Origin of the sequence: Streptococcus mitis (assembly GCF_009496205.1) — a bacterium.
Classification (GTDB): domain Bacteria; phylum Bacillota; class Bacilli; order Lactobacillales; family Streptococcaceae; genus Streptococcus; species Streptococcus mitis_BN.
On sequence record NZ_WIJO01000040.1, the window covers coordinates 1 to 18823 of the forward strand.

The 18823-nt window shown below is 41.7% G+C and carries 19 protein-coding genes and 1 pseudogene; 12 read left to right on the plus strand and 8 right to left on the minus strand.

The genetic code is table 11. The features are described 5' to 3' along the window. Positions 1–174: 174 nt before the first annotated feature. From GEZ85_RS07115 to GEZ85_RS07135, 5 genes are all read right to left on the minus strand, one after another. Positions 175–1086, minus strand: a complete 912-nt coding sequence (locus tag GEZ85_RS07115) for a PTS system mannose/fructose/sorbose family transporter subunit IID (protein ID WP_153209940.1) — start codon at positions 1084–1086, stop codon at positions 175–177. 14 nt (positions 1087–1100) lie between these two features. Continuing rightward, the gene (locus GEZ85_RS07120) at positions 1101–1913 is read right to left on the minus strand and encodes a PTS mannose/fructose/sorbose transporter subunit IIC (RefSeq protein ID WP_001280331.1); all 813 of its coding nucleotides are present in this window, start codon (positions 1911–1913) and stop codon (positions 1101–1103) included. A 76-nt stretch (positions 1914–1989) separates the two neighbouring features. Continuing rightward, positions 1990–2979: a PTS sugar transporter subunit IIB gene (locus GEZ85_RS07125; RefSeq protein ID WP_153209941.1), complete on the minus strand. Its 990-nt coding sequence runs from the start codon at positions 2977–2979 to the stop codon at positions 1990–1992. A gap of 233 nt (positions 2980–3212) precedes the next feature. Beyond that, complete coding sequence (adhP, locus tag GEZ85_RS07130) at positions 3213–4232, minus strand: alcohol dehydrogenase AdhP (protein ID WP_000649185.1); 1020 nt, start codon at positions 4230–4232, stop codon at positions 3213–3215. A 224-nt stretch (positions 4233–4456) separates the two neighbouring features. Continuing rightward, positions 4457–5269 carry a Cof-type HAD-IIB family hydrolase gene (locus GEZ85_RS07135; protein ID WP_153209942.1) on the minus strand — a complete coding sequence of 271 codons (813 nt, stop codon included), beginning with the start codon at positions 5267–5269 and terminating at the stop codon, positions 4457–4459. A gap of 189 nt (positions 5270–5458) precedes the next feature. Here GEZ85_RS07135 and GEZ85_RS07140 point away from each other — a divergent pair, with 189 nt between their 5' ends. From GEZ85_RS07140 to folK, 6 genes are all read left to right on the plus strand, one after another. Next, positions 5459–6877: an NCS2 family permease gene (locus GEZ85_RS07140; RefSeq protein WP_049502246.1), complete on the plus strand. Its 1419-nt coding sequence runs from the start codon at positions 5459–5461 to the stop codon at positions 6875–6877. A gap of 104 nt (positions 6878–6981) precedes the next feature. Beyond that, entirely contained in the window at positions 6982–7689 is a 708-nt protein-coding gene (locus tag GEZ85_RS07145) for a CPBP family intramembrane glutamic endopeptidase (RefSeq protein WP_153209943.1), read from the plus strand. A 93-nt stretch (positions 7690–7782) separates the two neighbouring features. After that, the gene (gene folP, locus GEZ85_RS07150) at positions 7783–8760 is read left to right on the plus strand and encodes a dihydropteroate synthase (RefSeq protein ID WP_194251537.1); all 978 of its coding nucleotides are present in this window, start codon (positions 7783–7785) and stop codon (positions 8758–8760) included. 1 nt (position 8761) lies between these two features. Further along, the gene (locus GEZ85_RS07155; protein ID WP_153209944.1) at positions 8762–10084 is read left to right on the plus strand and encodes a bifunctional folylpolyglutamate synthase/dihydrofolate synthase; all 1323 of its coding nucleotides are present in this window, start codon (positions 8762–8764) and stop codon (positions 10082–10084) included. Continuing rightward, the gene (folE, locus tag GEZ85_RS07160) at positions 10065–10619 is read left to right on the plus strand and encodes a GTP cyclohydrolase I FolE (RefSeq protein WP_061827444.1); all 555 of its coding nucleotides are present in this window, start codon (positions 10065–10067) and stop codon (positions 10617–10619) included. Before GEZ85_RS07155 ends, folE begins: the two co-directional genes overlap by 20 nt. Positions 10620–10777: 158 nt before the next feature. After that, positions 10778–11590: a 2-amino-4-hydroxy-6-hydroxymethyldihydropteridine diphosphokinase gene (gene folK, locus GEZ85_RS07165; RefSeq protein ID WP_153209945.1), complete on the plus strand. Its 813-nt coding sequence runs from the start codon at positions 10778–10780 to the stop codon at positions 11588–11590. 45 nt (positions 11591–11635) lie between these two features. Here the strand turns inward: folK and GEZ85_RS07170 are convergent, their stop codons facing one another. Continuing rightward, positions 11636–11953, minus strand: coding sequence for a DUF960 domain-containing protein (locus tag GEZ85_RS07170; protein ID WP_000886035.1), 318 nt, complete (start codon positions 11951–11953; stop codon positions 11636–11638). A 237-nt stretch (positions 11954–12190) separates the two neighbouring features. Between GEZ85_RS07170 and ccpA the strand changes: the two genes are divergently transcribed. After that, complete coding sequence (ccpA, locus tag GEZ85_RS07175) at positions 12191–13201, plus strand: catabolite control protein A (protein WP_001090625.1); 1011 nt, start codon at positions 12191–12193, stop codon at positions 13199–13201. Between the two features lie 51 nt (positions 13202–13252). Here the strand turns inward: ccpA and GEZ85_RS07180 are convergent, their stop codons facing one another. After that, positions 13253–14215, minus strand: coding sequence for an asparaginase (locus GEZ85_RS07180; protein WP_153209946.1), 963 nt, complete (start codon positions 14213–14215; stop codon positions 13253–13255). A gap of 65 nt (positions 14216–14280) precedes the next feature. Between GEZ85_RS07180 and GEZ85_RS07185 the strand changes: the two genes are divergently transcribed. Beyond that, on the plus strand, positions 14281–15669 hold the full coding sequence (locus GEZ85_RS07185; protein ID WP_153209947.1) for a Cof-type HAD-IIB family hydrolase: 1389 nt from the start codon (positions 14281–14283) through the stop codon (positions 15667–15669). Positions 15670–15703: 34 nt separating this feature from the next. Here GEZ85_RS07185 and GEZ85_RS07190 read toward each other — a convergent pair whose 3' ends face one another. Further along, positions 15704–16156 (minus strand): universal stress protein, encoded by a 453-nt coding sequence (locus tag GEZ85_RS07190; protein ID WP_000079148.1) that lies wholly within the window; start codon positions 16154–16156, stop codon positions 15704–15706. 161 nt (positions 16157–16317) lie between these two features. Here GEZ85_RS07190 and GEZ85_RS07195 point away from each other — a divergent pair, with 161 nt between their 5' ends. From GEZ85_RS07195 to GEZ85_RS07210, 4 genes and pseudogenes are all read left to right on the plus strand, one after another. Then, on the plus strand, positions 16318–16620 hold the full coding sequence (locus tag GEZ85_RS07195; RefSeq protein ID WP_049492767.1) for a hypothetical protein: 303 nt from the start codon (positions 16318–16320) through the stop codon (positions 16618–16620). A gap of 156 nt (positions 16621–16776) precedes the next feature. After that, positions 16777–17991, plus strand: coding sequence for a pyridoxal phosphate-dependent aminotransferase (locus GEZ85_RS07200; protein WP_125454652.1), 1215 nt, complete (start codon positions 16777–16779; stop codon positions 17989–17991). A gap of 144 nt (positions 17992–18135) precedes the next feature. Then, complete coding sequence (gene rpmH, locus GEZ85_RS07205) at positions 18136–18270, plus strand: 50S ribosomal protein L34 (protein ID WP_000831905.1); 135 nt, start codon at positions 18136–18138, stop codon at positions 18268–18270. Between the two features lie 136 nt (positions 18271–18406). Beyond that, positions 18407–18697: pseudogene (locus GEZ85_RS07210) on the plus strand (peptide ABC transporter ATP-binding protein); the annotation flags it as partial. Between the last annotated feature and the right edge of the window lie 126 nt (positions 18698–18823).

The window sequence follows — 18823 nt, forward strand, 5'->3', positions numbered from 1 at the left end:
CTAGTAATTTTGTGATAAAATGTAATTGTTCCATATGAATCTTTCTAATGAGTTGTTTTGTTGCTTTTCATTATAGATATTATGGAACTTTTTTTCTACAACAAAATAGGCTCCATAATATCCATAGGGGATTTACCCACTACAAATATTATAGAGCCCTTTTTAGTTGCTTGATTACATGATACCGAAGAAACGAGCTGCGATACCTACTGCAAAGAGCGCAAGGATGATTGAGATTGGTGATACTTTTTTCTTAAGCAACCACATGCAAAGGAAAGTAAGGAGAAGTCCCATCAATCCTGGAATCAATGAGTTCAACTGACCTTGAAGAGTTTGTGGTTGAATCTTATCTAAGCTCAATCCACCAAGTGCTTGACCAAGGATACCTTTCAATTCAGCACCTGATACAGGACCGTCTGGGAAGTTGATGTAGGCACCTTCAGCCAATTGTTTACCAGGAAGGTTAACTGTGAAGTTGATAGATACCCAACGTTGTACAAGAACGGCAAGGATGAACATACCAAGGATAGAAGCACCTTTAGTGATATCTTTCAAAATACCACCAGACATGTCTTTAGTGATTTCAGATCCAGCTTTGTAACCAAACTCTTGTGTGTACCATAGGAAGGCCATGCGGATAGCGTTCCATCCGAAGAAGAAGAGAAGTGGACCAACCAAGTTACCAGATGCAGCAAGTGATGCACCAAGAGCGCCAAGGATAGGACGAACTGTAAACCAGAATACTGGGTCACCGATACCAGCAAGAGGTCCCATCATACCGATTTTAACCCCTTGGATAGCAGCGTCGTCGATTTCAACACCGTTAGCACGTTCTTCTTCAAGTGCAAGAGTAACCCCCATGATTGGAGCAGCTACGTATGGGTGAGTGTTGAAGAACTCAAGGTGACGCTCAAGAGCAGCAGCTTGGTCTTCTTTAGTAGTGTACAATTTTTTGATAGCTGGGATCAATGAATAAGCCCAACCCAAGTTTTGCATACGCTCGTAGTTCCAAGAACCTTGAAGGAATTGTGAACGCCACCAAACTTTTTTACGATCTGATTTTGATAATTGAAGTTTTTCAGTCATGATTGTTCCCCTTTCTAGTAGTCTTCTAGGATATCACCGATTGGGTCGTTAGAAGTAGCAGCTCCTCCGCCACCGTTACCACCTTGTTTTGAAAGGTTAAGGTAGATGAAGGCAAGGGCAACACCGACTACACCAAGGGCAATCAAAGTCAATTGAGAAATGGCAGCAAAAGCAAAACCGATTGCGAAGAATGGCCATACTTCACGAGTTGCCATCATGTTGATAACCATAGCGTAACCAACGGCAACGACCATAGCACCACCGACAGCCATACCACCGTTCAACCAGTCTGGCATCAATTTAAGAGCATCTTGAACGGCAGAAGCTGGGATAGCGATAAGGAAGGCAGCAGGGATAGCAATACGAAGACCTTGAAGAAGAAGTGCGATAAAGTGAGCACGTTCAACAGCCGCAATGTTTCCTTCTTTAGCAGCAGCATCTGCAGTGTGAACCAAACCAACTGAGATTGTACGAACAATCATAGTCAAGAAAAGTCCAGCTACGGCAAGAGGGATAGCTGTTGCTGTTGCAACGGCGATACCTTCAGTAGTAAAGTTACCACCTTTGATCAAGATGATTGCTGCGGCAACAGATGCAAGAGCAGCGTCAGGAGCTACGGCAGCTCCGATGTTTGCCCAACCAAGGGCGATCATTTGAAGTGATCCACCAAGCATAACCCCTGCTTCGAGGTTACCTGTTACAAGACCGATAAGGGTACATGCGACGATTGGTTGATGGAATTGGAATTGGTCGAGGATACCTTCAAGACCTGCAAGGAAGGCAACAACTACAACCAAGACAGCAGAAATAATTGAAATATCTGACATGGTTTTATTCCTTTTCTATTTAATGATAATAAAGTGAAAAATTTTCTTAGAATTCTTCGATAGTTACTGATGTCTATTATTGAACGTTGGCTTTGCTAATCAAGTCAAACAAATCTTTTTTAGTGTCGTTTGGTACTTTACGTACGTCAAATTCAACACCGAGGTCACGCATTTTTTCAAATGTAGCAACGTCTTCTTTGTCCATAGACAAAACGTTGTTGATCATTGTTTTACCAGTTGAGTGAGCCATTGATCCTACGTTAAGAGTTTTGATTGGCACGCCACCTTCAATTGCACGAAGGGCATCTTGAGGTGTTTCAAACAAGATAAGGGCATGTGTTTCTCCAAAACGTGGGTCTTTTGAAACCTCAATCAATTTTTGGATTGGTACAACATTGGCTCTTACTCCATTCGGAGCTGCTTGTTTAATCAATTCTTTACGAAGATCGTCGTTGGCAACGTTATCTGAAGCAACGATGATACGGTCTGCTTTTGAATCTGGAGTCCAAGCAGTCGCAACCTGACCATGAAGGAGACGAGTGTCCAGACGGGCAAGGTTAATCTTGAGTTTTCCATCTCCGATAACAGTTCCTTCTGGAATAGCAGCTTGAGCAACTGGAGCAGCTGCAGCGCTTGCTACTTCCTCAACTGGGTTTAGCTCTTCTGGAAGAGCCTTGATGCCATCTTTGGCTTCTTTAATGATATTAGCAACGACTTTTTCTACACCTGCAGCAGCGTCCATCAGGCGCTCTGTGTAGGCTTGAATTAACATCGGTAAGTTAAGTCCTGTGATGATGGCAAACTTACGCTCAGGATTTTCTCCCATCACGCGGCTAGCTTGGTTAAATGGAGATCCACTCCAAAGATCAGCCAGAACTAGAACCTCATCTTCTGCGTCAAATGCAGCAACAGCGTTATTAAACTTAGCGTATAGATCATCAGGACCTTCATTTGGCATAAAGGTTACAACTTGAACCTTTTCTTGTTCACCAAAGATCATAGATCCTGACTGATGAATACCCGCAGCAAATTCGCCGTGGCTCGCAATAATGATTCCGATACTCATTATTGTCATTCCTCCTTTTTTGTTTTAGTTTTTGTTTAAGAAAACTTTAAGACTTTTTAAGTATAAACCGTTTTCATATAAAAAGCAACTATTTAACATAAAAAAGGAAAAAGGTTTCTTTTGCAAATATTGATATATTAAGTTTTTGAGAAGTTTTTTTGAATCCCTATTTAAAAATTTAATATAAAAAAGTTGGAAGTGCATTCCAACTTTTGAAATAGGTTTCTAATAGATTAGTGGGTGAAGTCGAGTACCATACGTCCTTGGATTTGACCTTTTTCCATTTCGTCGAAAATTGCTACAGCATCTTCTATTGGACGTTTTTGAACAACTGGAACTACTAAACCTTCTGCACCGAATTGGAAGGCTTCTTCCAAGTCTTTACGAGTTCCTACAAGAGAACCGATGACTTGGATTCCATCTAGAACGGTTTTTACGATACTTAGTTCCATCATTTCAGAAGGAAGGCCGACAGCGACAACGCGACCACCAGCACGAACTGAGTCAACAGCCTGGTTGAAGGCAACTTTAGATACAGCAGTTACGACAGCTGAATGAGCTCCACCATCAGTTTTTTCCTTGATGAGTCCAGGTACATCTTCAACTTCGAGGCCGTTAATAACAATGTCCGCACCCACTTCTTTTGCAAGGGCAAGTTTGTCATTGTTGATATCAACGGCGATGACATGAGCATTGAATACTTTTTTAGCGTATTGAACAGCTAGGTTACCAAGTCCACCAGCACCGTAAAGAACAACCCATTGGCCTGGTTCAACTTTTGCTTCTTTAATAGCTTTATAGGTTGTTACACCAGCACATGTGATAGAAGAGGCTTGGGCTGGATCAAGTCCGTCAGGAACTTTGACAGCATAGTCTGCAGTTACGATACATTGTTCAGCCATACCACCATCTACTGAGTAGCCAGCATTTTTCACTGTACGGCAAAGGGTCTCGCGACCAGTTGTACAGTATTCGCAAGTGCCACATCCTTCAAAGAACCAAGCAACGCTGACGCGGTCGCCGACTTTAAGGCTTTTTACATCTGGGGCAATTTCCTTAACGATACCAACACCTTCATGTCCTAGAACACGGCCTGGTACTTGGCCAAAGTCACCATGGGCAACGTGGAGGTCAGTGTGGCAAACACCACAGTATTCAATTTCTACAAGTGCTTCCCCAGTTTCAAGTGGACGGAGTACTTTTTCTTCAACAGCAACACCAGTGCTTTCTGGATTTACAACAACAGCTTTCATAGCTATCCTCCTTGATATTAACTGAGAGCAGGAGAAACAGGACTGGATTGATTTTGTGTCAACAGAGTCGAGTGTGACGAGCTCTCTTGTATTTATATGTGAAGTATATCACAAAAGAAAGCCTTTTCCAAGGTTTTGGATGCAAAAAGTAGAACAATCGATTAACTGGTTGATGAGACTGTGAAAAGAGCACAAAGACCAGCTTGCAAGCTGGTCAGAATGGACTATAAGAATAAGTCTTGCAGGGTTTTGGCAACCCCGTCTTGGTCATTTGTCAAGGAAATTTGCTCATCTGCATAGGGGAGTAGCTCTGGGTTGGCATTTTTCATTGCATAACCTTTCCCAGCAAAAGCGAGCATTTCGGTATCATTGTGTTCGTCTCCAAAGGCAATCAAATCCTTTTTATCGCGGTTCATTACCTTGAGCAAGTAGTCCAAAGCAAAGGCCTTATTGACACCTTTTGGGGTACATTCAAGGATATTGAGCGGACCTCCCCAGGTATTGATAGACAGTTGATGCTGGTAGAAGGCGTTCATTTCTTTTGCCAAGGCATATTTGTCACTGGCTCTGGTCTGTAACAGAATACAGTTAGGATCCTTGGTTACTAACTCAGGCTGGAATTGATCTTCAGGCTGGAAAGCTTCTACACCAAATAGTTTAGGATTGGCAATTTTTTCATTAGGATTTGTAATGTAGAATTTTTTACGATATTCTCCAGCGATAAAATCGGCTTGAATGTCCTCTGAACGTTGAACCATGTCTAGCAGATATTTTTTGTCTACGGTTAAACACTTTTCAAAGTTCCAAACTTGGTCTGGTAAATGAGTGAGGGAGCCGTTGAAGTTAATCATAGGAGTGTCTAAGCCTAGTTCACGGTAAAAATCTTTTGACATTCGGTAAGGGCGTCCTGTCGTAATAATAACTTGATGGCCTTTTTCAACAACTTTTTTAATGGTTTTTTTGGTAAAGTCAGAAATTTGACTGTCTGAGTTGAGTAGGGTTCCATCCAGGTCAACTGCAATAATTTTTTTCGTCATAGGGACCTTTCTAGTGTCTTTTCAGATAAGATGTCTACTATTATAACAGAAAGCAGGCAGAAAATCAGATTCGAAACCAAAAAAGAAATTTCATCAAATTCTTAAATAAATCAAACAAAGATATTGAAAAAGTGAATGATAAATGATATAATTCTATTATTGTTCGTAAAAATTAAAAGGAGATTAATAATGGACAAATTATTTAAACTAAAAGAGAACGGTACAGACGTTCGTACAGAGGTTCTCGCTGGTTTAACAACTTTCTTTGCAATGAGTTATATTCTCTTTGTAAACCCACAAATTCTTTCGCAAACAGGAATGCCTGCTCAGGGTGTATTCCTCGCAACGATTATCGGTGCAGTTGCTGGTACCCTGATGATGGCCTTCTACGCTAACTTACCTTATGCCCAAGCGCCAGGTATGGGGCTGAATGCTTTCTTTACCTTTACAGTCGTATTTGGACTTGGTTATTCTTGGCAAGAAGCCCTAGCTATGGTCTTCATCTGTGGGATTATCTCATTGATTATTACCTTGACAAATGTTCGTAAAATGATCATTGAATCGATTCCAAATGCTCTTCGCTCAGCTATTTCAGCTGGTATCGGTGTCTTCCTTGCCTACGTAGGAATTAAGAATGCTGGATTTTTGAAATTTACGATCGATCCAGGTAACTATACTGTTGTAGGAGAAGGGGCTGACAAAGCTAAAGCAACGATTGCAGCAAACTCTTCAGCAGTTCCAGGATTGGTTGACTTTAATAACCCAGCTGTTTTGGTGGCACTTGCAGGACTGGCCATTACAATCTTCTTTGTTATCAAAGAAATTAAAGGGGGAATTATCCTCTCTATCTTGACAACAACTATTCTTGCTATCGCAGTTGGTTTGGTAGATTTGTCAAGCATCGATTTTGCTAATAACCATGTTGGTGCAGCCTTTGAAGATTTGAAGACAGTCTTTGGTGCAGCTCTTGGTTCAGAAGGTTTGGGAGCTTTGATTTCAGATACAGCTCGCTTGCCTGAAACTCTGATGGCTATTCTTGCCTTCTCATTGACAGATATTTTTGATACAATTGGTACCTTGATCGGTACAGGTGAAAAAGTTGGTATCGTAGCTACAAATGGTGAAAATCACCAATCAGCTAAGTTGGACAAGGCTCTTTATTCAGACTTGATTGGTACTTCAATTGGTGCCATCGCTGGTACTTCGAACGTAACGACTTATGTTGAGTCTGCTGCTGGTATTGGTGCAGGTGGACGTACTGGTTTGACAGCCTTGGTTGTAGCTATCTGTTTTGCGATCTCAAGCTTCTTTAGTCCACTTCTAGCGATTGTACCAACAGCCGCTACAGCTCCAATCTTGATTATCGTTGGGATTATGATGTTGGCTAGCTTGAAAAATATCCATTGGGACGATATGTCTGAAGCGGTTCCTGCTTTCTTCACATCTATCTTTATGGGATTCAGCTACTCTATCACTCAAGGGATTGCAGTTGGTTTCTTGACTTACACTTTGACTAAGCTTGTCAAAGGTCAAGCTAAAGATGTTCATGTCATGATTTGGATTTTGGATGCCTTGTTTATCCTTAACTATATCAGCATGGCACTATAAATGCTATAATATAAAAAGGGGTTCTCCCCTTTTTATATTATAGTTACTTGAAAATTGCTTCAAACTAGGTAGGTGATTTTGATTGAATGGTAGGAGTATGATTGATGATAAAAAAGAATATTTGGGGTGAAGTATTAAACAGGGGGAAGTGGTTAATAATCTTTCTAGTAGGGCTTTTGTTTTCTCAGTTTCCTTTAGCCCTAGCAACTTTTCTAACTAGCAGAAAATTTCCACTGCTTCAAGCTGGACTATTAGTAGGGGCCGTATCTCTTGTAGTTTTAACTGTATTTATAATAGGTGCTAGGAAAACACAGTTGGCTAGTTTTGGTTTATCGTTTTTCAAGGCTAAGGATTTGGCTAGATTGGCCTTAAGCTATCTAGTGATTCTTGCCTTTAATATTCTTGGTGTGGTCTTACTGCGTTTGATGAATGAAACAACAACCAGCAATCAATCAAATATTAATGATTTGGTCCAGAATAGTTCCTTAATTTCCAGTTTTTTCTTACTGGTTCTAATAGCTCCTATTTGTGAGGAGATTTTATGTCGAGGAGTGATTCCTAAAAAACTCTTTCGTGGTAAAGAAAATGTGGGTTATATAGTCGGTGCTATTATCTTTGCCTTGCTTCATTTACCGACAAATCTACCTTCTCTTCTTATCTATGGAGGAATGTCAACTGTGCTAACTTGGACAGTTTATAAAACCCAACGTTTGGAAATGTCTATCTTACTTCACATGATTGTTAATGGAGTTTTTTTCTGTTTGTTGGCTCTCGTGGTGATTTTGAGTCGGACATTAGGGATCTCTGTTTAAGATTTTTGACAATTGCTTACTTGTTTCTACTGGGAAAAAGATGAATGCAATCGTGTCCATCTTTTTCTTTTTATGGTAAAATAGAGAAATAATATGATGAAAAGCCTTGAGGGAGTGACCGATATGTCAAGTAAAGCCAATCATGCAAAGACAGCTATTTGCGGAATTATCAATGTAACCCCAGATTCCTTTTCGGATGGTGGTCAATTTTTTGCTCCTGAGCAAGCACTCCAGCAGGCTCGTAAATTGATAGCAGAAGGAGCCAGTATGCTCGATATCGGCGGAGAATCAACTCGGCCGGGAAGAAGTAGCTATGTTGAGATAGAAGAGGAAATCCAGCGTGTTGTTCCAGTGATTAAAGCGATTCGCAAGGAAAGTGATGTCCTCATCTCTATTGATACTTGGAAGAGTCAGGTAGCAGAAGCTGCATTGGCTGCTGGTGCTAATCTAGTTAATGATATCACTGGTCTCATGGGTGATGAAAAAATGGCCCATGTGGTAGCTGAAGCGAGAGCGAAAGTGGTCATTATGTTTAACCCAGTCATAGCTCGACCTCAGCATCCTAGCTCGCTCATATTCCCTCATTTTGGATTTAATCAAGCTTTTACAGAGGAAGAGCTAGCTGACTTCGAAAAATTGCCAATCGAAGAGTTGATGGAGACTTTCTTTGTACGAGCACTAGCGAGAGCAAATCAAGCTGGAATTGAACAAGAAAATATCCTGTTGGATCCGGGAATCGGCTTTGGTCTGACTAAGAAAGAAAATCTGCTTCTTTTACGGGACTTGGATAAACTACATCAGAAGGGATATCCAATCTTTCTTGGAGTGTCGCGCAAGCGATTTGTCATCAATATCCTTGAAGAAAGTGGTTTTGAAGTCAATCCTGAGACAGAACTTGGTTTCCGCAATCGAGATACAGCTTCGGCTCATGTAACTAGTATTGCTTCAAGACAGGGTGTAGAAGTGGTGCGCGTGCATGACGTAGCTAGTCACAAGATGGCAGTTGAAATTGCCTCCGCTATTCGTCTGGCTGATGAAGCGGAAAATCTAGATTTAAAACAATACAAATAAGATGAAAGAAATTGAAAATAATCAGTGGATTGCCAACTACCGGACGGACCAACCGCATTTTGGCTTGGAACGCATGGTGGAACTATTAGCTTTGCGTGGAAATCCCCATCTCAAACTCAAGGTCATCCATATCGGAGGGACCAATGGCAAGGGTTCTACCATTGCTTTTTTGAAAAATATGCTGGAAAAGCTAGGGCTGAGAGTTGGCGTGTTTAGCTCACCCTATCTCATTCACTACACAGACCAGATTAGCATCAATGGGGAATCCATTCCAGTGACTAGGCTAGAAGCCCTCATAGCAGACTATCAGTCTTTGCTGGAGGGAGAAGCGGCCGCTAATTTACAGGGCACAACCGAGTTTGAGATTATCACAGCCATAGCCTATGACTACTTTGCCTTAGAGCAAGTAGATGTGGCTATCATGGAAGTGGGCATGGGTGGACTTTTGGATAGTACCAATGTTTGCCAGCCCATTTTGACAGGAATTACGACTATTGGATTGGACCATGTAGCCCTACTTGGTGACACCTTGGAAGCCATAGCAGAGCAGAAAGCTGGTATTATCAAACAAGGTATTCCCTTGGTGACAGGTCGTATTGCTCCAGAAGCTTTGGCTGTGATTGACCGCATTGCGGAAGGGAAAGATGCGCCGATATTTGCCTACGGGACAGATTATCAGGTCCGCTATCAAAAGAGTATGGTTACAGGCGAAGTCTTTGACTATACAAGTGTTGTCAGACAAGGTCGCTTCCAAACTGGCCTGTTGGGTTTGCACCAGATAGAGAATGCTGGGATGGCCATAGCTTTACTTGATAATTTTTGTCAAGAAGATGGTCGAGAACTAGCAAGCAATCACGTGCTTGCTCAAGCCTTGGAAGAAACAAGTTGGCCAGGGCGTTTGGAAATCGTGTCAAGAGAACCCTTGATGATTTTGGATGGGGCCCACAATCCCCATGCTATCAAGGCTTTATTAGCAACTTTGCAAGAACGCTTTGCGGATTATCGTAAGGAAATCCTCTTTACTTGCATCAAAACCAAGGCCTTGGAGGATATGTTGGACTTGTTGGAGCAAATCCCAGATACCGAGCTTACTCTGACACATTTTGACGATAGTCGGGCGACTGATGAAAGCGTGCTGGAAGAGGCAGCTAAGTCTAGAAATCTCAGCTACCAAGGTTGGCAGGATTTTCTAGAGCAGAAATTGACAGATAAAAAAGAAGAGAAAAAAACAGTTAGGATTGTCACGGGTTCCTTGTATTTCTTGAGCCAAGTGAGGGCCTATCTGATGGAGAGGAAGAACGAAAATGGATACACAAAAGATTGAAGCAGCTGTAAAAATGATTATCGAGGCTGTAGGAGAGGACGTTAATCGCGAGGGCTTGCAGGAAACGCCTGCTCGTGTCGCTCGTATGTACCAAGAGATTTTTTCAGGTCTTGGTCAAACAGCAGAGGAACATTTGTCAAAATCCTTTGAGATTATCGACGATAATATGGTGGTAGAAAAGGATATCTTTTTCCATACCATGTGTGAACACCACTTTCTACCATTTTATGGGAGAGCACATATTGCCTACATTCCAGATGGTCGTGTGGCAGGTTTGTCTAAGCTAGCCCGTACGGTTGAAGTTTATTCGAAAAAACCACAAATTCAAGAACGATTGAATATCGAAGTAGCCGATGCCTTGATGGAGTATCTAGGTGCTAAAGGAGCCTTTGTTGTCATTGAGGCGGAACATATGTGTATGAGCATGCGTGGTGTCAGAAAACCAGGCACTGCAACCTTGACGACAGTAGCTCGTGGTCTATTTGAAACAGATAAGGACCTCCGAGATCAGGCTTATCGTTTAATGGGACTATAATACTCTTCGAAAATCAAATTCAAACCACGTCAGCTTCCATCTGCAACCTCAAAACAGTGTTTTGAGTAGCTTGCGGCTAGCTTCCTAGTTTGCACTTTGATTTTCATTGAGTATAAAAAGAATCCGCTTCAAGCGGATTTTTCTAGAAAGGAATCATTATGGATCAACTGCAGATTAAGGATTTGGAAATTTTTGCCTATCATGGTCTTTTTCCTAGTGAGAAAGAATTGGGGCAGAAGTTTGTTATTTCCGCAATCCTATCCTATGATATGACCAAGGCGGCGACAGACTTGGATTTAACGGCTTCTGTCCATTATGGAGAACTGTGTCAGCAGTGGACGACTTGGTTTCAGGAAACAACTGAGGACTTGATTGAAACGGTAGCCTACAAACTGGTAGAACGTACCTTTGAGGCCTATCCTCTTGTCCAAGAAATAAAGCTGGAACTGAAAAAACCTTGGGCGCCAGTGCATTTGCCACTAGATACTTGCTCGGTAACCATTCATCGCCGCAAGCAACGAGCCTTTATCGCCCTAGGAAGCAATATGGGAGATAAACAAGCAAACTTGAAACAAGCCATTGAGAAAATGCGAAATCGTGGCATCCATATTCTCAAAGAGTCCAGTGTCTTGACGACGGAGCCTTGGGGTGGTGTGGAGCAAGATAGCTTTGCTAATCAAGTGGTTGAGGTGGAAACATGGTTGCCCGCCCCAGTTCTATTAGAGACCTTGTTAGCCATTGAGTTAGAAATGGGACGGGTGCGAGAAGTACATTGGGGGCCTCGTTTGATTGATTTGGACTTGCTCTTTGTGGAGGACCAGATCCTTTATACAGACGACCTCATATTGCCTCATCCTTACATAGCGGAACGCCTTTTTGTCCTTGAATCTCTTCAAGAAATTGCGCCTCATTTTATCCATCCTACATTAAAGCAACCTATCCGCAACTTGTATAATGCTTTGAAACAATAGAAAAAACTCTAGTTTTCAGTCGTTTGTAACTGAAGGCTAGAGTTTTTAAAATAGGTCATTTTCTTCTGGGAGGAGGATAGTTTCTCTACCGTCCATATCTAAAACCAGTACTCTGGGGGGATAAAGAGGGTCGAAAGGGTGGTTAAAGTCAAAATCAATGGCTGTAGGGAGGTGTTGACTTGAGAAGTGGAAGGTAATTTTTCCTTGGTTATTGAGCAATTGAAACTCAAGTTCTTCTTCCAATTCAAAGACATTTTTTAAGAAGTGGTCGATGATATACCAAAAAGAGTCAATAACGTCATCAGGCAAGCTGGTAACAATGCCAAAACTAGCAGACCGCATGTGGGTATTGGTAAAAGCCATATTTCTTCCCCCTTTCTTTTCCCTTATCATACAGCAAATAGGATTAAAAATCAAGAAAAGGTGATTTTTTCTTCATAAACATAGCTTCCTATGAAATTTTTTCAAATAATCTTCAAAAAACGCTTGAAAGTGTTTACAAATAGTGATAAAATGGAATAAGTAGAACCATGAAAACGAAATTTTCATACCGTCTCTTTTTTTGGAGTCTCGTGAGGTATGATATAGAAAGGAAATGAAATGAATACAGACGATACAGTAACGATTTATGATGTCGCCCGTGAAGCAGGAGTTTCAATGGCGACAGTTAGCCGTGTAGTCAATGGCAATAAGAATGTAAAAGAGAATACTCGAAAAAAAGTGCTTGAGGTGATTGACCGTTTGGATTACCGTCCAAATGCAGTGGCGCGTGGTCTTGCAAGTAAAAAGACAACCACTGTCGGTGTCGTGATCCCCAATATTACCAATGGTTATTTCTCAACGCTTGCTAAAGGGATTGATGATATCGCTGAAATGTACAAGTATAATATCGTCCTTGCTAATAGTGATGAGGACGATGACAAGGAAGTTTCAGTTGTCAATACACTGTTTTCTAAGCAAGTGGATGGTATCATCTTTATGGGGTACCACTTGACTGAAAAAATTCGTTCAGAGTTTTCTCGTTCTCGGACACCAGTTGTTCTTGCAGGAACTGTGGATGTGGAACATCAGCTTCCAAGTGTCAATATTGACTACAAACAAGCTACGATTGATGCAATGACCTACCTCGCTAAAGAGAACGAGCGCATTGCTTTTGTCAGCGGTCCACTAGTGGATGACATCAATGGTAAGGTTCGTTTGGTTGGCTACAAGGAAGCCTTGAAAAAAGCAGGTATTCCTTATAGCGAAGGATTGGTATTTGAATCTAAATACACTTATGAAGATGGCTATGCCTTGGCAGAACGCTTGATTTCATCAAATGCAACTGCAGCAGTTGTAACAGGTGATGAGTTGGCGGCAGGTGTCTTGAACGGTCTTGCTGATAAAGGTGTGTCAGTACCAGAAGAATTTGAGATTATTACTAGTGATGATTCGCAAATTGCACGCTTTACCCGTCCAAACTTGACAACTATTGCCCAACCTCTTTATGACCTTGGTGCCATTAGTATGCGTATGTTGACTAAGATTATGCACAAGGAAGAGTTGGAAGAACGTGAAGTTCTCTTGCCTCATGGTTTGACAGAACGTCGTTCAACACGAAAACGTAAATAGAAAAAATCAGGGAATCGTGAAGATTTCCTGATTTGTTTTTAGAGGAGAGACTTACCCTTCCATATAGTCTTTCAAAGCCTGTCCTTTTAGTCCGGCATTGAGGGCAATGAGGAGTTTCAAACGGGCTTTTTGGGCGTTGAGTTCTTTAACAAAGAAGACACCAGATTTTTGCAACTGTACGCCTCCACCCTGGTAGGCATAAACAGGCTCAGCGATACCGTTAAAGCATCGTGAAACTAGGGCGACTGGGATTCCTTTTTGTAGAAGGCTTTCTAACTTTTCAGCCGTTTCTTTGGGAATATTACCAGCTCCGAAGGCTTGGATAATCAAACCGTCCAATTGTTCCAAATCCAGCATATCAATCAGCTCATCTGTCATACCAGCATAAGCAGAGATGATAGGGACTAATCCTTGTATGTGATCAAGGTCAAAGCGAACACGGGGCTCAGCTGTTTTGAAGTAGAGGATTTCCTGTTTCATAATCAGACCAAGTGGCCCGTGTGTTGGAGTCTGGAAGGTGCTGACGTTGGTCGTATGTGTTTTGGTAACATACTTGGCGGCATGGATTTCATCGTTCATAACAACCAAAACTCCTTTGTCAGCAGCCTTGTCATCGCTAGCCACCCTTAAAGCACTCAGATAGTTATAAACCCCGTCGCTACCGAGTTCATTGGAGCTGCGCATGGCCCCTGTTAGAACGATGGGCATATGGGGAACTTCCATGGTATCAAGGAAATAGGCTGTTTCCTCTAAAGTATCGGTCCCGTGTGTGATCACCACTCCATCGTAGTTAGCAGCTTCCTCTTTAATTTTCTGGTAGAGGGCCAGCATATGCTTGGGTTTGATATGGGGACTTGGCAGATTAAAAAAATCTAAGGCGTTGACTTGGATTCCTTCAAGTGGGTTGGACACATGGTTCATGGGATTATCTGAACTTGTCACAACAGCGCCAGAAGCATCGGCCTGCATGGAAATAGTCCCACCTGTATGTAAAACAAGGATTTTCTTAGGCATGATTTACTCACTCTTTCTGAAATGTGGTATAATCATTGTATCACAAAAGGGGAGATTGGGATAGGATGGAAGTCAAAGCTGTTTTTTTTGATATCGATGGAACCTTGGTCAACGATCGCAAGAGTGTTTTGAAATCCACTAAGGACGCGATTAAAATCATCAAAGAACAAGGGGTACTTGTCGGCGTAGCGACAGGTCGAGGACCTTTTTTTGTTAAGGAATTGATGGACGATTTGGATTTGGACTTTGCGGTAACCTACAATGGCCAGTATATCTTTACTAAAGACAGAGTCTTGTTCACGAGCACAATTTCCAAGTTACATTTGCGCCAGCTCATTACTTATGCTAAAAAAGAGGGTAAGGAGATTGCCCTAGGGACCAAGGATGCCATGTTGGGTTCTAAAATCATGTCCTTTGGTTTGGGTTCTTTTTCCCAACGAATCAGTCGCTTCGTTCCCTCTGTTTTAACTCGGACGGTGAGTCATTCCTTTAATCGCATGGTCAGCAAGGTTGTTCCCCAAAAGGAAGAAGACCTGCTTCATCTGATGAATCAGCCTATCTACCAAGTTTTGATGCTGATGACGCCAGAAGAATCTGAGAAGGCGGCAGCTGATTTTGAAGACTTGAAATTAACACGTAGCAATCCATTTGCAGCGGATGTCATCAATCAAGGAAACTCTAAATTGGAAGGTATTCGCCGAGTTGGGAAAGAATATGGTTTTGATCTCAACCAAGTCATGGCCTTTGGTGACTCAGATAACGACCTAGAAATGCTGGCAGGTGTTGGTATGTCGGTCGCTATGGGAAATGGTAGTAGCAGTGTCAAGGAAGTTGCCAAGCACATCACCACTAGCAATCAGCAAGACGGAATTCACAAGGCTTTGGAACATTTTGGTGTTCTGGCTTCGGAAAAAGTCTTTGTCAGCCGTGACTATCATTTCAATAAGGTCAAGACCTTCCACCACATGATGGATGAACGAACCCAAGAAGAACCTCGAGCTTGGGATTTAGAAGGTGCAACCCACAGGGCTGGCTTTAAAATAGAAGAATTGGTGGAGTTTGTTCGAGCAGCCAGTCCCTCTGAAGAGGATTTTGGTCAAGCTTTATCGCAACTTCATCAGGCCCTTGATAAGGCAGCAGATAAAGTAGCCAAGAAGACACCTGCACAGCAAGATTTGGTAGGGCAGGTGGATGCCTTGATTGATACGCTTTACTTCACCTACGGTAGTTTTGTTTTGATGGGGGTGGACCCAGAACGTATTTTTGATATTGTCCATCAGGCCAATATGGGGAAAATTTTTCCAGATGGCAAGGCTCATTTTGATCCAGTGACCCACAAAATCTTAAAGCCAGATGATTGGGAAGAAAAATATGCTCCAGAACCTGCTATTAAAAAGGAACTGCAGCGCCAGCTCAAGGCTTATGAACGCCATAAAGAGAGAAATAAATCGTAAACAAAAAGGAGCGCTGAGCTCCTTTTCTTTGTGATTATAAGGTTTTTTCTTGTTCTCTCACCACCAGCAAATCAACCTTAGCATGGCGGAGGATATATTCAGATGAAGATCCGACCAAGAGGCGTTCAAAGGCGTTGAGACCAGTTGCGCCAACGAGGATGAGGTCCACTTCCTCAGCATCGGGAATAGTACGTGCCAGTAGGGTCTTTGGATTTCCCATTTCAATGACGATATGAACATCTGCCACACCAGCATCTTTAGCACGTTTTTCGTACTCTTTCATCAAACTTTCAGCGTCGACTTGGAGTTCTTCGTAAACTTCAGCATCAAAGGTGGATACGCTTTGGAGAGCGCGTGTGTCAATGACATGTGCGATGGTGAGTTTAGCGTCGTTTCGTAGAGCAGAATGAACTCCCTTGACAAAAGCCAAGTCTGCTTCTTTAGAACCATCGATTGCGACCATGATATTTTGGTAACGTTGTGCCATAATGAAACCTCCTGAAATTTTCTTACTATAATTGTAAACCTTTTCACTATAGAAGTAAAGCAAAAAAAGTATTTTTCAAAAGAATATTAGCGCTTAAAATCTATATAAATATATGATAAAATAAAAGAAAGGATAGCAGGAAAGAAGTGAAGGGAGGGAGAATGATGAAAAACTCTTTTCAAGAAGCAAAAAAATCAAATTTCCTTTATTATGGAATTATCCTAGTTTCAGTCTTGCTAGAAGTTATCATGGTCTGGCAATTAGAGAAGCTAATTCCGCTTCTCTATCCAGGTTTTGTTGGCTTTTTAGTCTTTCACCTACTCTACCATTTTCTATTATTCCTGGTTGCAAAACGAAGTGGGCGTTGGGATTATTTGATGATATGGGGGCTTTTCCTCATGTTCAATCTTCTTTATGACTCCTTTTTAGGCTTGCTTTTTCTAGGTTTATCTTTTGGTATGTGATGTGACTTTCGCAAAATACCTGCTATCTCCCCTGTCTTGACCTCGCTTTTAGCGAGGCTTTTCTTCTATAGAATTTTAGTAACACATTTCAGTAAACTTGTCGCATTTTCTTTCTAGTGGTATAATGTTACTATCCTGATGAATTGAGGAAACAAGATGAAAGAATATAACAAGTCTAGTAAGTTAGAGCATGTTGCTTATGATATCCGTGGTCCTGTTTTGGAAGAAGCCATGCGGATGCGAGCAAACGGAGAAAAAATTTTACGTCTGAATACAGGAAATCCAGCAGAATTTGGTTTTACAGCGCCAGACGAAGTCATTCATGACTTGATTATGAATGCGCGTGATAGTGAAGGTTACTCTGACTCCAAAGGGATTTTCTCAGCCCGTAAGGCTATCATGCAGTATTGCCAATTGAAGAAATTCCCAAATGTAGATATTGATGATATCTACCTTGGAAATGGTGTTAGTGAGCTGATTGTCATGTCCATGCAGGGGCTTTTGGACAACGGGGATGAAGTCTTAGTGCCAATGCCAGATTATCCTCTCTGGACAGCAGCTGTCAGCCTAGCTGGGGGAAATGCCGTTCACTATATCTGTGATGAAGCTGCAGAATGGTACCCAGATATTGACGATATCAAGTCAAAAATCACTTCCAATACCAAGGCGATCGTCCTTATCAATCCAAATAATCCAACTGGAGCCCTTTATCCGAAGGAACTCTTGTTGGAGATTATTGAGATTGCCCGTCAAAACGATTTGATTATCTTTGCGGATGAAATTTACGACCGCATGGTCATGGATGAACATGTGCATACGCCTGTGGCGAGCTTGGCACCAGATGTCTTCTGTGTTAGCATGAACGGTCTGTCAAAATCTCACCGTATCGCTGGTTTCCGTGTAGGTTGGATGGTCTTGTCTGGACCTAAGACACATGTTAAAGGCTATATCGAAGGGCTCAATATGCTGTCCAATATGCGCCTTTGCTCTAATGTTTTGGCTCAACAGGTCGTACAAACTTCCCTAGGTGGTCACCAGTCGGTCGATGAATTGCTCCTTCCTGGTGGACGAATCTACGAGCAAAGAAATTTCATCTACAATGCTATTCAAGATATTCCAGGTCTCTCTGCGGTTAAACCTAAAGCGGGACTCTATATCTTCCCTAAAATCGACCGTAATATGTACCGTATCGATGATGATGAGCAATTTGTCCTTAATTTCTTGAAGCAGGAAAAGGTTCTCTTGGTTCATGGTCGAGGCTTTAACTGGCAGGAACCAGACCACTTCCGTATCGTTTACCTTCCTCGTGTTGATGAACTAGCCCAAATCCAAGAAAAGATGACTCGTTTCTTGAAACAGTATCGTAGATAGGGCTTACATTCGAAAAAGCTGGAAACATTTGCCTAGAGCTATTGACAAAAGTAAAAGAATCAGATAGAATAGTAAAGTATGTTTAGTAACTGATCACTTTATAGCCGGCTAAACGAATACAAAATCTATGAGGAGGTATTCATCGTGAAACGTACTTATCAACCAAGTAAACTTCGTCGTGCGCGCAAACACGGGTTCCGTAACCGTATGTCAACTAAAAACGGTCGTCGTGTATTGGCAGCTCGTCGTCGTAAAGGACGCAAAGTTTTGGCTGCATAATCCAAACGAATTATATCAAAAATCAGTAGGAACTCGAGTCTACTGATTTTTATTTTTGTAAAAAAGTTCAAAATACTTTATATTTTTGCTCAAATGGTGTATAATATTTCACATACTGTAAAAATGGAGAATAATCATGAAGAAATCAAAAGTTATGCTTTTTGGAGCTATGGCTTTGACAGCAGGTCTAGCTCTAGCGGCATGTGGCTCTTCCCAATCAACTAATGCAGACAAGACTTACTCTTATATCTTTGTCAGCAACCCAGATACCTTGGATTATATTACCTCTACACGAGACTCTACATCTAGTATTACAACCAACTTGATTGATGGTTTGTTGGAAAACGACCAGTATGGCAATCTAATCCCGTCTATGGCTGAGTCATGGACAGTATCAAAAGATGGCTTGACTTACACTTATAAAATGGCTCTATAATATTTGTAGTGGGTAAATCCCCTATGGATATTATGGAGCCTATTTTGTTGTAGAAAAAAAGTCCCATATCATCTATAATGAAAAGCGACCAAACCATCATTAGAAAGAATCATATGG

Bases quoted from the DNA above. Each gene is read 5' to 3' on its own strand.
- GEZ85_RS07115 (WP_153209940.1), bottom strand. From the start codon at position 1,086: ATGACTGAAAAACTTCAATTATCAAAATCAGATCGTAAAAAAGTTTGG.
- GEZ85_RS07120 (WP_001280331.1), bottom strand. From the start codon at position 1,913: ATGTCAGATATTTCAATTATTTCTGCTGTCTTGGTTGTAGTTGTTGCC.
- GEZ85_RS07125 (WP_153209941.1), bottom strand. From the start codon at position 2,979: ATGAGTATCGGAATCATTATTGCGAGCCACGGCGAATTTGCTGCGGGT.
- adhP (WP_000649185.1), bottom strand. From the start codon at position 4,232: ATGAAAGCTGTTGTTGTAAATCCAGAAAGCACTGGTGTTGCTGTTGAA.
- GEZ85_RS07135 (WP_153209942.1), bottom strand. From the start codon at position 5,269: ATGACGAAAAAAATTATTGCAGTTGACCTGGATGGAACCCTACTCAAC.
- GEZ85_RS07140 (WP_049502246.1), top strand. From the start codon at position 5,459: ATGGACAAATTATTTAAACTAAAAGAGAACGGTACAGACGTTCGTACA.
- GEZ85_RS07145 (WP_153209943.1), top strand. From the start codon at position 6,982: ATGATAAAAAAGAATATTTGGGGTGAAGTATTAAACAGGGGGAAGTGG.
- folP (WP_194251537.1), top strand. From the start codon at position 7,783: ATGATGAAAAGCCTTGAGGGAGTGACCGATATGTCAAGTAAAGCCAAT.
- GEZ85_RS07155 (WP_153209944.1), top strand. From the start codon at position 8,762: ATGAAAGAAATTGAAAATAATCAGTGGATTGCCAACTACCGGACGGAC.
- folE (WP_061827444.1), top strand. From the start codon at position 10,065: ATGGATACACAAAAGATTGAAGCAGCTGTAAAAATGATTATCGAGGCT.
- folK (WP_153209945.1), top strand. From the start codon at position 10,778: ATGGATCAACTGCAGATTAAGGATTTGGAAATTTTTGCCTATCATGGT.
- GEZ85_RS07170 (WP_000886035.1), bottom strand. From the start codon at position 11,953: ATGGCTTTTACCAATACCCACATGCGGTCTGCTAGTTTTGGCATTGTT.
- ccpA (WP_001090625.1), top strand. From the start codon at position 12,191: ATGAATACAGACGATACAGTAACGATTTATGATGTCGCCCGTGAAGCA.
- GEZ85_RS07180 (WP_153209946.1), bottom strand. From the start codon at position 14,215: ATGCCTAAGAAAATCCTTGTTTTACATACAGGTGGGACTATTTCCATG.
- GEZ85_RS07185 (WP_153209947.1), top strand. From the start codon at position 14,281: ATGGAAGTCAAAGCTGTTTTTTTTGATATCGATGGAACCTTGGTCAAC.
- GEZ85_RS07190 (WP_000079148.1), bottom strand. From the start codon at position 16,156: ATGGCACAACGTTACCAAAATATCATGGTCGCAATCGATGGTTCTAAA.
- GEZ85_RS07195 (WP_049492767.1), top strand. From the start codon at position 16,318: ATGATGAAAAACTCTTTTCAAGAAGCAAAAAAATCAAATTTCCTTTAT.
- GEZ85_RS07200 (WP_125454652.1), top strand. From the start codon at position 16,777: ATGAAAGAATATAACAAGTCTAGTAAGTTAGAGCATGTTGCTTATGAT.